Raw genomic sequence first — 11,202 nt, forward strand, 5'->3', positions numbered from 1 at the left:
GGGCCGGGGGCCGAGCTCTTGGCGGGTTCGCCGGCCTTCTGAAGGAGACCAGGACACTCATGAACACCGCTGAACTCGTCGAACTGGCCCAGCAGTTGCGCGTGGACAGTGTGCGTGCCGCCGACGCCGCGGGATCCGGGCATCCGACGTCGTCGATGTCCGCCGCGGACCTGATGGCCGTACTCCTCGCGGAGCACCTGCGCTACGACATCGACCGTCCCGCCCACCCCGGCAACGACCGCTTCGTCCTCTCCAAGGGACACGCCTCGCCCCTGCTGTACTCCGCGTTCAAGGCCGCGGACGCCATCGAGGACGGCGAGCTGGTCACCTTCCGCAAGCTCGGCAGCCGGCTCGAAGGGCATCCGACGCCGAGGCAGCTGCCGTGGGTGGAGACCGCGACCGGCTCGCTCGGACAGGGGCTGCCGATCGGCGTCGGCATCGCGCTGGCCGGGAAGCGGCTGGACCGGAGCGGGTTCCGGGTGTGGGTGCTGTGCGGGGACAGCGAACTCGCCGAGGGATCCGTGTGGGAGGCCGCCGAGCACGCGGCGTACGAGCATCTGGACAACCTCACCGCGATCATCGACGTGAACCGGCTCGGCCAGCGCGGACCGACCCGGCACGGGCACGACCTCGACGCCTACGCCCGCCGCTTCCAGGCCTTCGGCTGGCACACCGTCGAGGTCGACGGGCACGACGTGGACGCCATCGACCGCGCCTACGGCGAGGCCCGCTCCACCGTCGGACAGCCCACCGCGATCCTCGCCCGCACCCTCAAGGGCAAGGGCGTCGCAGCCGTCGAGGACCGTGAGGGACTGCACGGCAAGCCGCTGCCGGACGCCGACGAGGCCATCGCCGAACTCGGCGGACGGCGCGACCTGCGGGTCCGGCTCCACGAACCGCCCGCCACCCGCATGCTGCACGCCGTACGCGCCGGACACGTCGAACTGCCCCGCTGGGACAAGGGCGAGGAGGTCGCCACCCGCAACGCCTACGGCGAGGCGCTCGCCGCGCTCGGCACCGGACGCGGTGACATCGTCGCCCTCGACGGCGAGGTGAGCGACTCCACCCGCGCCGAGTTCTTCGCCAAGGAACACCCCGACCGGTTCTTCGAGTGCTACATCGCCGAGCAGCAGATGGTCGCCGCGGCGGTGGGGCTCGCGACCCGCGGCTGGGTGCCGTACGCCTCCACGTTCGCGGCCTTCCTCACCCGCGCCCACGACTTCGTGCGCATGGCGTCCGTCAGCGGCGCCGGCGTCAACCTCGTGGGCTCGCACGCGGGCGTCGCGATCGGGCAGGACGGGCCGAGCCAGATGGGCCTGGAGGACCTGGCGATGATGCGGGCCGTGCACGGCTCGACCGTGCTGTACCCGTGCGACGCCAACCAGACCGCCCGGCTCGTCGCCGCCATGGCGGACCTGGACGGCGTCCGCTATCTGCGCACCTCGCGCGGCGCGAGCCCGGTGATCTACGGCCCCGACGAGGAGTTCCCGGTCGGCGGCAGCAAGGTGCTGCGCTCCGGCGGCCGCGACCGGCTGACCGTCGTCGCGGCCGGCGTCACCGTGCCCGAGGCGCTCGCCGCCGCCGACGCCCTGGACCGCGAAGGCATCCAGGTCAGGGTCGTCGACCTGTACTCCGTCAAGCCCGTCGACCGGGCCACCCTGCGCCGGGCCGCCGAGGAGACCGGCTGTCTGCTCACCGTGGAGGACCACCACGAGGAGGGAGGCCTCGGCGACGCCGTCCTCGACGCGTTCCTCGACGGGCGCCCGGTGCCGCGCCTGGTGCGCCTCGCCGTCCGCGGGATGCCCGGCTCGGCCTCCCCGGACGAGCAGTTGCACGCCGCGGGCATCGACGCCGCGTCCATCGCCGCCGCCGGGAAGCTGCTGGTGGAGGAGGCGGTCGTACGGTGACCGGCGGCGGTGACCATACGAAGCGGGTGCGGGCGGGGCGCCGTACCGTCGAGGTCAAACGCGTCGACAAGGTGCTGTTCCCCGGTGAGGGTGACGGTGACGGGAGCGCGAAGGAGTACACCAAGGGCGACCTCGTCGACTACTACCGGTCCGTCGCCGAGTTCATGCTGCCGCACCTGCGCGGCCGCCCGCTGATGCTGGAACGCCATCCCGACGGCGTCGGCGGACCGCGGTTCATGCAGAAGAACACCCCCGAGCACTACCCGGACTGGATCACCCGGGCCGAGGTCGCCAAGGAGGACGGCACCGTCCTCCACACGGTCTGCGACGACGCGGCGACCCTCGTCTACCTCGCCGACCAGGCCTGCCTCACCCTGCACCGCTGGCTGTCACGCACGGACCGGGTCGACTTCCCCGACCGGATGGTCTTCGACCTCGACCCGGCCGAGGACGACTTCGAGCAGGTGCGGGAAGCGGCCGGTCTGCTGGGTGGGTTGCTCGACTCGTTGAAGCTGCCCTCGGCGCTGATGACGACCGGGTCGCGCGGCCTGCACGTCGTCGTACCGCTGAAGGGGGAACAGGACTTCGACGAGGTACGCGAGTTCGCCCGGGACGTCGCCGACACCCTCGTCGACGCCCACCCGGACCGGCTCACCACCGCGGCCCGCAAGAAGGACCGCGGTGACCGCCTCTACCTGGACGTGCAGCGCAACGCCTACGCCCAGACCGCGGTCGCGCCCTTCACCGTGCGCCCCCGGCCGTGCGCCCCCGTGGCCACGCCCCTCACGTGGGCCGAGCTGGACGACCCGGACCTCGACGCCCGCCGCTGGACCATCGCCGACGCCCTGGACCAGGCCCGCACCAACCCCTGGGCGGGGGTGATGAGCCGTCCCCGCGCCCTGGGACCCGCCCGGCGCAGGCTCGACGCGCTCAGTGGCTGACACACACGAACTCATGGGTTTGGCAGGCGACTTCCGGGCCACTCGCCGTGGGAGGCGCCCATGACTGATGCACAGAACTCACACAAATCATCCAGACCACGACAGGGCGGGGCGGACGACATGCCGACCCCCATGGAGGTGCTGCGCCAGGCGCGCGCCCAGCTCGCCGAACTCACCGGCAAGGCCGCGGAGACGGTGTCCTCGTTCGAACGGACCGAGGACGGCTGGGTGTTGGAGATCGAGGTCCTGGAGCTGGCCCGTGTCCCCGACACGATGAGTCTGCTGGCGAGCTACCAGGTGGACCTCGACCGGCAGGGACAGCTCACCGGCTACCGGCGGGTCCGCCGCTACGAACGCGGACGCTCCGACGCACCCCGGCCAGGCGGCCGATAGACCGCCCGCCCACGCCCGTCACACCATCACCGGACAAGGAGGAACGGCCGGCATGACCGTTGTCCCGGCACAGCAGACCGGACGCGGAGGCGGCAGCAGCGGCCTCTACGACGTCCTGGAACTCGTCCTCGACAGGGGGCTCGTCATCGACGCGTTCATACGGGTCTCCCTCGTCGGCATCGAGATCCTCAAGATCGACGTACGGGTCGTCGTCGCCAGCGTCGACACCTATCTCCGCTTCGCCGAGGCCTGCAACCGCCTCGACCTGGAGGCCGGCCCGCGCAAGGACCCGGGCCTGCCCGACCTGGTCGGCGAGATCACCGAGTCCGGCGCGCACGGCAAGTCCAAGGGCGCGCTGTCCGGAGCCGCCGAGACCATCTCCGACGCCTTCAAACAGGCCCGGGACGAACGCGACGAAGGAGAGCGCGAACAGCCCAAGCCGCGCGCCCGCAAGTCCACCACCGCTCGCCGGAAGGAGGGGCAGGAGTGAGCACGTACGTGTACGGCATCACCGCGAGCTCGCACCCCTCCCTCCCCAAGGCCGTGGGCGGCGTCGGCGACCCGCCGAGCCCGGTGCGCGTGCTGAAGCAGGGCAGCCTGGCCGCGCTCGTCAGCGACGCCCCCGAAGGGCTGCGCCCCAAGCGCAGGGAACTGCTCGCCCACTCGAACGTGCTCGCCGAGGCCGGCGCCACCGGGTGCGTGCTGCCCATGCGGTTCGGGAGCATCGCCCCCGACGACGACGCGGTCACCTCGGTCCTCGCCGAGCGCGCCGAACACTACGGCGAACGCCTCACGGCCCTGGACGGCAAGGTCGAGTACAACATCAAGGCCAGCCACGCCGAAGAGGCCGTGCTGCACCGCGTACTGTCCGAGAACCCGGAGATCCGGACCATGACGGAGTCCAACCGGCAGGCCGGCGGCGGCACTTACGAGGAACGGCTGCGGCTCGGCGAGATGGTGGTCGCCGCGGTCAAGGCCCAGGAGGCCGAGGACGCGACCGACGTCCAGCACACCCTGGAACCGGCGGCGGACGCGGTCAGCGTCGGCCCCGACTCCTCCGGCTGGCTCGCCAACGTGTCGTTCCTCGTGGCACGCGACGGGGTCGAGACCTTCCTCGCGGCCGTCGAGCAGCTCCGCAAGGACCACCCGCACCTCGAACTGCGCGTCAACGGCCCGCTGCCGCCCTACAGCTTCGTCGATCCCGGCCCGTCCGAACCCGCGGGGTCCATGACCGGCATGGAGGGCGCCGGGAGCGTGGACAGGACCGAGGAGTGACGCCGTGGGGCTGATCGGAGAAGTGGTGCTGCTGCCGTTCGCCCCGGTGCGCGGCAGCGCGTGGGTGATCAGACAGGTCCTGGAGGAGGCGGAGCGCCTCTACTACGACCCGGCGACCGTGCGCAGCGAACTGGCCGCGTTGGAGGAGCAGTTGACGGCTGGTGAGATCGACGAGGACGAGTTCGACCGCCGGGAGGACGAACTCCTCGACCGGCTCGAGATCGCCCTCGCGCACGGCACGGGCAAGTGAGGGGACGGCACGATGAACCGAGTGGGACTCGGCCTCGCGGTTGGGGCCGGATACGTCCTCGGACGTACGAAGAAGTTGAAACTGGCGTTCGCCGTCGGCACGTTGGTGGCCGGCAGGCGAATGCGGCTGAGCCCGCGGGCGCTCGCGGACCTGGTGTCCGGACAGCTCCGGAACGACCCGCGGTTCAAGGAGCTCGGGGACCAGCTGCGCGAGGACCTGCGCGGTGTCGGCAAGGCGGCGTCCGGCGCCATGGTCGAGCGGCAGCTCGACGCGCTCGCCGACCGGCTGCACGGGCGTACCGCACAGGTACGTGACCAACTGGCCGGGGTGACGCCCGAGGTGCCGGACCTCAGCCCCGACGACGAGGAGCCGGCGGAGCCGCGGGACGCGGACACCGAGGAGGAGCCCGAGGAGGAGTCCGAGGCGCAGGAGGAGCCGCGCCGGAAGAAGGCGGCGAAGAAGGCCCCGGCCAAGAAGGCACCCCCGCCCGCCAAGAAGACGGCGGCGGCCAAGAAGGCCGCGGCCAAGAAGACGGCAGCGGCGAAGAAGACGGCGAGCAGGAAGCCCGCCGCCAAGAAGACGGCGGCCGCGACGCGCGGAGCCGCCCGTGGTGCACGCTCCCGGCTGCCGAAGGGCGGTGACGAGCGATGAGCGACACACTCGGCGGCATGGCCCGCAGCGAGGCCGCCGACCGGCTCAAGGCCGAACTGCGCGAGTACCTCGCCGCCCAGGCCACCCGGCTGCTGACCGGCGCAGGCCACAAACTCGGCGAGGCGACCGTCAGGCTCACCGACGTCGCCGAGGGCCGCAGCCCCGGCTTCGCCCGGCTCGCCCTGGACGGCGGCCGCAAGCTCGCCGAGGGCAAGGGGCCGCTTCGCGGCGCGCTGGAGCTGGGCGCCGCACGCGCCAGGGACAACGTGACCGAAGCGCTGAAGAACCTCGGCGGCAGGGGCAGGCGCAAGGGCGGGGCGGGCAGCAGGCCCACCGTCATCATCGAGTACGTCGATGTCGGCGTCCCCCTGCGCACCGCGTACGACCAGTGGACCCGTTACCAGGACTTCAGCACCTTCGCGAAGGGCGTGAAGAGCGCGAACCGCGCCGACGACACGACCTCCGACTGGCAGCTGAAGGTGTTCTGGTCCAACCGCAGCTGGAAGGCGCACACCACCGAACAGGCCCCCGACGACCGCATCGCCTGGACGTCCGAGGGCGCCAAGGGCACCACGAAGGGCGTCGTCTCCTTCCATCGGCTCGCCGACAACCTCACCCGCGTCCTGCTGGTCGTCGAGTACTACCCCAAGGGCCTCTTCGAGAAGACCGGCAACCTCTGGCGCGCCCAGGGCCGCCGCGCCCGGCTCGACCTGAAGAACTACGTCCGCTTCGTCACCCTCAAGGGAGCGGCCGAGGACGGCTGGCGCGGTGAGATCCGCGACGGCGAGGTCGTCCGCAGCCACGAGGACGCGGTCGCGGAGGAGGACGAGGAGGCGTACGAAGGAGGGGAGGAGGAAGACGGAGCCTCCGCGTACGCGGAGGACGAGAACGAGGAGTACCCGGACGGTGACGCGGAGTACGCGGACGAGGAGGGTGAGGAACCGGAGGGCGAGTACGAGACCGAGACCGAGGAGGAGTACGCGGACGACGAGCCCGAGTACGCGGCTGAGGACGAGCCCGATGAGGAGCCCGAGCCCGAGGCCGAGTACGCCGGTGGCGGGAGGCGCCGATGACGACGCCCGGGCGGCTGCCCCAGCCCTACGGCCACGACAGCGGCGCCAATCTCGCCGACATCCTGGAGCGGGTGCTCGACAAGGGCGTCGTCATCGCCGGCGACATCCGGATCAACCTGCTCGACATCGAACTCCTCACGATCAAGCTGCGGCTCGTCGTCGCCTCCGTCGACAAGGCGAAGGAGATGGGCATCGACTGGTGGGAGGACGACCCGGCGCTGTCGACCCGCGCCCGCCGTGACGAACTGGCCCGGGAGAACGCCGAGTTGCGCGAACGGCTGGCCCAGCTGGAGCCCGCCCGCGGACAGGAGGAGGCCTCATGACAGGACTGCGCTACGTCTACGCCATCTGCCGCCCCTTTCGCTCCGCCCTGCAGCGGCAGCTGACCGGGGTGGCCGGATCGCCGCCCAAGCAGCTGACGCACCACGGTCTGATCGCCGTCGTCAGTACGGTGCCCGAGACGGACTTCGCCGAGGAGCCGCTGCGCGCCCACCTGGAGGACATGGAGTGGCTCACCACCACGGCCCGCGCCCACCAGCAGGTCATCGACGCACTCACCGTCGTCACCACCCCGCTGCCGCTCCGGCTCGCCACCGTCTTCCGGGACGACAGCGGCGTACGGACCATGATCGAGGCCCGTGAGGACGACTTCCGACGCGTCCTCGACCGGCTGGAAGGGCGCGTCGAGTGGGGCGTGAAGGTGTACGCCGAGCCGGAGTCCGCGCAGGCGGCGGGGCCGGAGGAGGGGGCAGAGGGCGCGGAGGGCGGCCGGACCGGGGGCGCGGCCGTGTCCGGTCGCGACTATCTGCGTCAGCGGCGCATGCGGACGCGGGCCCGTGAGGACGTGTGGCAGAAGGCCACCGCGTTCTCCGGCCGGCTGCACGAAACGCTCTCCGCCTTCGCCGAGGATTCCCGGCTGCACGCCCCGCAGAGCGCCGCGCTTTCCGGCGCGTCCGGACAGAACATACTGAACGCCGCCTATCTGGTGCCCCGTGCGGAATCCGAGGAATTCGTGGAACTGGTGGACCGGGAGAAGGACGACGCCCCCGGAATCCGGGTCGAACTCACTGGACCCTGGGCGGCCTATTCGTTCACCGGGGAGTTCGCGGAGGAACCGGAGGTGGAACCGTGACCGCCGTCGAACGCCGCGAGATCGCCCTCGTGGACCTGCTCGACCGGCTGCTCGCCGGGGGCGTCGTCGTCACCGGGGACATCACTCTGCGGATCGCGGACGTCGACCTCGTCCGGATCGACCTGAACGCCCTGATCAGCTCGGTCGGCGAGCAGGTCCCGTCGCCCTGGGGGGAACCGGCGTGACCTCTTCGCGCAACCGACTGGACCTCGACCCCGACACCGTGGAACGCGACCTGGTGAAACTCGTCCTGACCGTCGTGGAACTGCTGCGCCAGCTCATGGAGCGCCAGGCGCTGCGCCGCTTCGACACGGGCGACCTGAGCGAGGAGCAGGAGGAACGGATCGGGCTCACGCTGATGCTGCTGGACGAGCGGATGACCGAGCTGCGTGAGCGCTACGGGCTGCGGCCCGAGGACCTGAACCTGGACCTCGGGCCGCTGGGGCCGTTGCTTCCCCGGGAGTGAGAACCAGTCCTTTCCCAGGAGTGAGAACCAACCCTTTCCCGATATCGAGAACTAACCCGGATTCACCATCGATACCAGCGCCCCCGGCCTCCTGCCGCGGTGGTGCCGCGCATCACGAAACCCAGGAGCCACAGCACGAGAACCACGACCGCGATCCACCACAGTGCCTTCAGTGCGAATCCGGCGCCGAAGAGAATCAGAGCCAGCAGCAGCACGAGCAGAATAGGAACCATAGTTTTTGACCTCCTGCTCGCCGGGTTTCCGGAAAAACGCGATTCAGGCATCTTTACGGCACAGAATCTCCCCGTGCAGCACACTGAACCAGCCGTCCTCCTGCCGGCCCCACTCCCGCCAGGCGTCCGAAACGGCCCGCAGCTGCTCCGTGCTAGCGTGCCCGCCCTCAGTGGCCCGCTCGGCATACGCCGAGGCCAGCGTGCGATCCGCCCACAGCCCGCTCCACCAGGCCCGCTCGTCCGGCGTCGAGAAGGTCCAGGTGCTCGACGTGGCCACGATGTCCGTGAGCCCCGCCCGCAGCGCCCAGGACTTCAGCCGCCGCCCGGCGTCCGGCTCACCGCCGTTGGCGCGGGCGACCCTGCGGTACAGGTCCAGCCACCCGTCCATGGCCTGGGACGCCGGGTACCAGGTCATGGCGGCGTAGTCCGAGTCGCGGACCGCGATGAACCCGCCCGGTTTCGTCACCCGCTTCATCTCGCGCAGCGCGCTCACCGGGTCGCCGACGTGCTGCAGCACCTGATGGGCGTGGACGACGCAGAAGGTGTCGTCGGGGAAGTCCAGGGCGTGCACGTCGGCGACCGCGAAGTCGACGTTGGTCAGGCCGCGTCCGGCCGCCGTGGCCCGGGCCTGCTCCAGGATCTCCGGCGCCCGGTCGACGCCGGTCACCCGCCCGTCGGGGACCAGGGCCGCCAGGTCGGCGGTGATCGTGCCCGGACCGCAGCCGACGTCCAGGATCCGCATGTGCGGCTTCAGGGAACCGAGCAGGTAGGCCGCCGAGTTGGCGGCGGTGCGCCAGGTGTGCGAGCGCAGTACGGACTCGTGGTGGCCGTGGGTGTAGACGGCGGTCTCCTGGGCCTTCGACATGCGTGTTCCCCTCGTCGGCGTAGTAACCGTGCGGTACTCGACACGGTACGCCCGCATGTCGAATGGTGAGACCTGCGTTTTACCATCTGGACTGACGGGCAGTCAGACGTGGGTCAGATGCCGGCAAGCGGGCGGTAGACCGTCAGCGCCTCCGGCAGCTTCTCCAGCGTCACATCGCCGCCGACCTCGGTGACTTCGCCGTCGTACGCGAGGAGCGCGCCCGGGGTGACGCCCGACAGGTGCAGCCGGCCGACCTGGACCGCCGCATGGGCCGGAGAGCGGGTCAGCGGGCCCGCCACCGCGGCCGCGAGCAGACGCAGCGCGGGTCGGCGTCCGCCGTGCACGACCCGTACGTCGAGCACACCGTCCGCGAGGTTCAGGCGGCGCGCGGGGGCGAGGCCCATCCGGTGGTAGGTGCCGTTCCCGGCGAACAGCATCCACAACGGGTGTGCGCGGCCCGCGACTTCGGCGTGCAGCGGATGGCGGTCGCGGCGCAGGACCCGCAGGGCCGCGAGCACCCCGGCCGGCCAGGCGCCGACGCCGGCCGAGAAGCGGTCCCGCTCGCGCACCAGCTCCGGGTACACACCGAGGCTGCACGTGTTGAGGAACACCCCCTGCTGTCCGCCGCAGGTGAACCGGCCCACGTCCACGCGCACCGCCTCGCCCCGCCGCAGGGCCCGGCTCAGATCGCGCTCGTCCTCCACGCCCAGGTCGTAGGCGAAGTGGTTCAGCGTTCCGCCGGGCAGCACCGCGAGGGGCAGGCCGTGGTCCAGGGCCACCTCGGCGGCCGCGTTGACGGTGCCGTCGCCGCCGCACACACCGAGCACCCGGGCCCGGGCGGCCGCCTTGCGCAACTCGGCCCGGGTGTCGGCCGGTTCGCACTCGACGAGCTCGGCACGCGGAAGCAGGTCCAGCAGGGCGTGCACCCGGTCGGAGCTGCCCGACCCCTTGTTGGCCACCACGACCAGTCCGTCGCCGTCCGGCAGCGCCGGAACGTCCGTACGGGGCCGGGCCGGCGGAACCTGCCGGTCACGCGTGGGCACCATGCCCCGTACGGCGAACGCGGCACCCGCGCCCAGGGCCGCGCCCGCCACCACGTCGCTCGGGAAGTGGACGCCGGTGTACACCCGCGACAGCGCGACCGACCAGGCGATCGGGGCCACCGCAAGGCCCCAGGCGGGCGACTCCAGCGCGACACCGGTCGCGAACGCCGCCGCCGACGCGGCGTGCCCGGACGGGAACGACGTGGTGATCGGCTGTCGCTTCAGCTGCCTGCCCAGCGGAACGGGGTCCAGGACGGGACGGGGGCGGCGCACCGACCGCTTGCCCAGGGTGTTGATGGTCAGTGAGGCCAGGCTCAGCGAGGCCAGACCCCGCGCCGCCGCCCGGCGGGCCCGAGGGGTCCGGGCGGCGGCGATCACGGCGGCCGTCGCGAACCACAGCACACCGTGGTTCGCACTGCGGCTCAGCCGTGGCAGGACCGGCTCGGCGTACGGCCAGTGCTGCTCGGCGGCGAACTCGAACAGCCGGGAGTCGAGGGCGAGGAGCCGGGTGCGCAGGGCGTGCCTGCCGGGCTTAGGGACGGTGAGATCGACGTCTGGGCTCATACAGGGCTGGGTACCCTGAAGTGGCCGGTTGCTGTCCGGCCGGCGGTGACCGACACACGGAGGAACCCGTAGATGCGCCTGCTCCTCGTCCGTCACGGTCAGACGCCCGCCAACGTGGACTTCCTGCTGGACACGGCTGTTCCCGGCGCCGGTCTGACCCTGCTCGGCGAGCGGCAGGCCGCGGTGCTGCCGTCGGCGCTGGCCGACGAGGACATCGAGGCGGTCTACGCCTCCACTCTGATCCGCACGCAGCTCACCGCCGCCCCGTTGGCCGCCGCCCGGGGCCTTGAGGTGCTCGTGCGGGACGGGATCCGTGAGGTGGCGGCGGGGGATCTGGAGATGCTGCGCGGGGACACCGAGCACGGGGAGCTCTACATGAAGACCGTGTTCGCCTGGGCGGGTGGGGACG

Annotated in this window: 16 protein-coding genes; 13 read left to right on the forward strand and 3 right to left on the reverse strand. The window is 71.7% G+C overall.

Annotated features, from left to right (window positions below):
* The first annotated feature begins 59 nt into the window (after nucleotides 1-59).
* Genes L0P92_RS36510 through L0P92_RS36565 form a run of 12 tightly spaced genes read left to right on the forward strand, consistent with a single transcriptional unit; the run spans nucleotide 60 to nucleotide 8,088 of the window.
* Complete coding sequence (locus L0P92_RS36510; RefSeq protein WP_234767359.1) at nucleotides 60-1,907, forward strand: transketolase; 1,848 nt, start codon at nucleotides 60-62, stop codon at nucleotides 1,905-1,907.
* A complete protein-coding gene (ligD, locus tag L0P92_RS36515) occupies nucleotides 1,904-2,848 on the forward strand; it encodes a non-homologous end-joining DNA ligase (RefSeq protein WP_234767360.1) in 945 nt (314 codons plus the stop codon). Before L0P92_RS36510 ends, ligD begins: the two co-directional genes overlap by 4 nt.
* A gap of 60 nt (nucleotides 2,849-2,908) precedes the next feature.
* Nucleotides 2,909-3,241: a gas vesicle protein GvpO gene (locus tag L0P92_RS36520; protein WP_372497390.1), complete on the forward strand. Its 333-nt coding sequence runs from the start codon at nucleotides 2,909-2,911 to the stop codon at nucleotides 3,239-3,241.
* Between the two features lie 52 nt (nucleotides 3,242-3,293).
* A complete protein-coding gene (locus L0P92_RS36525; protein WP_234767362.1) occupies nucleotides 3,294-3,731 on the forward strand; it encodes a gas vesicle structural protein GvpA in 438 nt (145 codons plus the stop codon).
* On the forward strand, nucleotides 3,728-4,516 hold the full coding sequence (locus L0P92_RS36530) for a GvpL/GvpF family gas vesicle protein (protein ID WP_234767363.1): 789 nt from the start codon (nucleotides 3,728-3,730) through the stop codon (nucleotides 4,514-4,516). Before L0P92_RS36525 ends, L0P92_RS36530 begins: the two co-directional genes overlap by 4 nt.
* A gap of 4 nt (nucleotides 4,517-4,520) precedes the next feature.
* Nucleotides 4,521-4,766, forward strand: coding sequence for a gas vesicle protein GvpG (locus L0P92_RS36535; RefSeq protein WP_234767364.1), 246 nt, complete (start codon nucleotides 4,521-4,523; stop codon nucleotides 4,764-4,766).
* 12 nt (nucleotides 4,767-4,778) lie between these two features.
* A complete protein-coding gene (locus L0P92_RS36540) occupies nucleotides 4,779-5,417 on the forward strand; it encodes a DNA primase (protein WP_234767365.1) in 639 nt (212 codons plus the stop codon).
* Nucleotides 5,414-6,490 (forward strand): SRPBCC family protein, encoded by a 1,077-nt coding sequence (locus L0P92_RS36545; RefSeq protein ID WP_234767366.1) that lies wholly within the window; start codon nucleotides 5,414-5,416, stop codon nucleotides 6,488-6,490. Before L0P92_RS36540 ends, L0P92_RS36545 begins: the two co-directional genes overlap by 4 nt.
* Nucleotides 6,487-6,813 carry a gas vesicle protein gene (locus tag L0P92_RS36550; RefSeq protein ID WP_234767367.1) on the forward strand — a complete coding sequence of 109 codons (327 nt, stop codon included), beginning with the start codon at nucleotides 6,487-6,489 and terminating at the stop codon, nucleotides 6,811-6,813. The genes L0P92_RS36545 and L0P92_RS36550 overlap by 4 nt, the downstream gene beginning before the upstream one ends.
* A complete protein-coding gene (locus tag L0P92_RS36555) occupies nucleotides 6,810-7,622 on the forward strand; it encodes a GvpL/GvpF family gas vesicle protein (protein ID WP_234767368.1) in 813 nt (270 codons plus the stop codon). The genes L0P92_RS36550 and L0P92_RS36555 overlap by 4 nt, the downstream gene beginning before the upstream one ends.
* Nucleotides 7,619-7,807 (forward strand): gas vesicle protein, encoded by a 189-nt coding sequence (locus L0P92_RS36560; protein WP_234767369.1) that lies wholly within the window; start codon nucleotides 7,619-7,621, stop codon nucleotides 7,805-7,807. The genes L0P92_RS36555 and L0P92_RS36560 overlap by 4 nt, the downstream gene beginning before the upstream one ends.
* Nucleotides 7,804-8,088 carry a gas vesicle protein K gene (locus L0P92_RS36565; RefSeq protein WP_234767370.1) on the forward strand — a complete coding sequence of 95 codons (285 nt, stop codon included), beginning with the start codon at nucleotides 7,804-7,806 and terminating at the stop codon, nucleotides 8,086-8,088. The genes L0P92_RS36560 and L0P92_RS36565 overlap by 4 nt, the downstream gene beginning before the upstream one ends.
* A gap of 62 nt (nucleotides 8,089-8,150) precedes the next feature.
* On the opposite strand, the gene L0P92_RS36570 is transcribed toward L0P92_RS36565, so the two are convergent.
* From L0P92_RS36570 to L0P92_RS36580, 3 genes are all read right to left on the reverse strand, one after another.
* Entirely contained in the window at nucleotides 8,151-8,321 is a 171-nt protein-coding gene (locus tag L0P92_RS36570) for a hypothetical protein (RefSeq protein ID WP_030047999.1), read from the reverse strand.
* A gap of 43 nt (nucleotides 8,322-8,364) precedes the next feature.
* Entirely contained in the window at nucleotides 8,365-9,186 is an 822-nt protein-coding gene (locus L0P92_RS36575) for a methyltransferase domain-containing protein (RefSeq protein ID WP_234767371.1), read from the reverse strand.
* A gap of 113 nt (nucleotides 9,187-9,299) precedes the next feature.
* Entirely contained in the window at nucleotides 9,300-10,793 is a 1,494-nt protein-coding gene (locus L0P92_RS36580; protein WP_234767372.1) for a bifunctional phosphatase PAP2/diacylglycerol kinase family protein, read from the reverse strand.
* A gap of 72 nt (nucleotides 10,794-10,865) precedes the next feature.
* Between L0P92_RS36580 and L0P92_RS36585 the strand changes: the two genes are divergently transcribed.
* Nucleotides 10,866-11,202 (forward strand): histidine phosphatase family protein (locus L0P92_RS36585; RefSeq protein WP_234767373.1); only part of this gene is annotated, 337 nt, incomplete at its 3' end.

The organism is Streptomyces muensis (genome assembly GCF_021474425.1).
Taxonomy (GTDB): Bacteria; Actinomycetota; Actinomycetes; order Streptomycetales; family Streptomycetaceae; genus Streptomyces; species Streptomyces muensis.

Coding starts and splice junctions, on each gene's coding strand:
- L0P92_RS36555 (WP_234767368.1), top strand. CDS start 6,810: ATGACAGGACTGCGCTACGTCTACGCCATCTGCCGCCCCTTTCGCTCC.
- L0P92_RS36510 (WP_234767359.1), top strand. CDS start 60: ATGAACACCGCTGAACTCGTCGAACTGGCCCAGCAGTTGCGCGTGGAC.
- L0P92_RS36520 (WP_372497390.1), top strand. CDS start 2,909: ATGACTGATGCACAGAACTCACACAAATCATCCAGACCACGACAGGGC.
- L0P92_RS36580 (WP_234767372.1), bottom strand. CDS start 10,793: ATGAGCCCAGACGTCGATCTCACCGTCCCTAAGCCCGGCAGGCACGCC.
- L0P92_RS36540 (WP_234767365.1), top strand. CDS start 4,779: ATGAACCGAGTGGGACTCGGCCTCGCGGTTGGGGCCGGATACGTCCTC.
- L0P92_RS36570 (WP_030047999.1), bottom strand. CDS start 8,321: ATGGTTCCTATTCTGCTCGTGCTGCTGCTGGCTCTGATTCTCTTCGGC.
- L0P92_RS36545 (WP_234767366.1), top strand. CDS start 5,414: ATGAGCGACACACTCGGCGGCATGGCCCGCAGCGAGGCCGCCGACCGG.
- L0P92_RS36550 (WP_234767367.1), top strand. CDS start 6,487: ATGACGACGCCCGGGCGGCTGCCCCAGCCCTACGGCCACGACAGCGGC.
- L0P92_RS36575 (WP_234767371.1), bottom strand. CDS start 9,186: ATGTCGAAGGCCCAGGAGACCGCCGTCTACACCCACGGCCACCACGAG.
- L0P92_RS36525 (WP_234767362.1), top strand. CDS start 3,294: ATGACCGTTGTCCCGGCACAGCAGACCGGACGCGGAGGCGGCAGCAGC.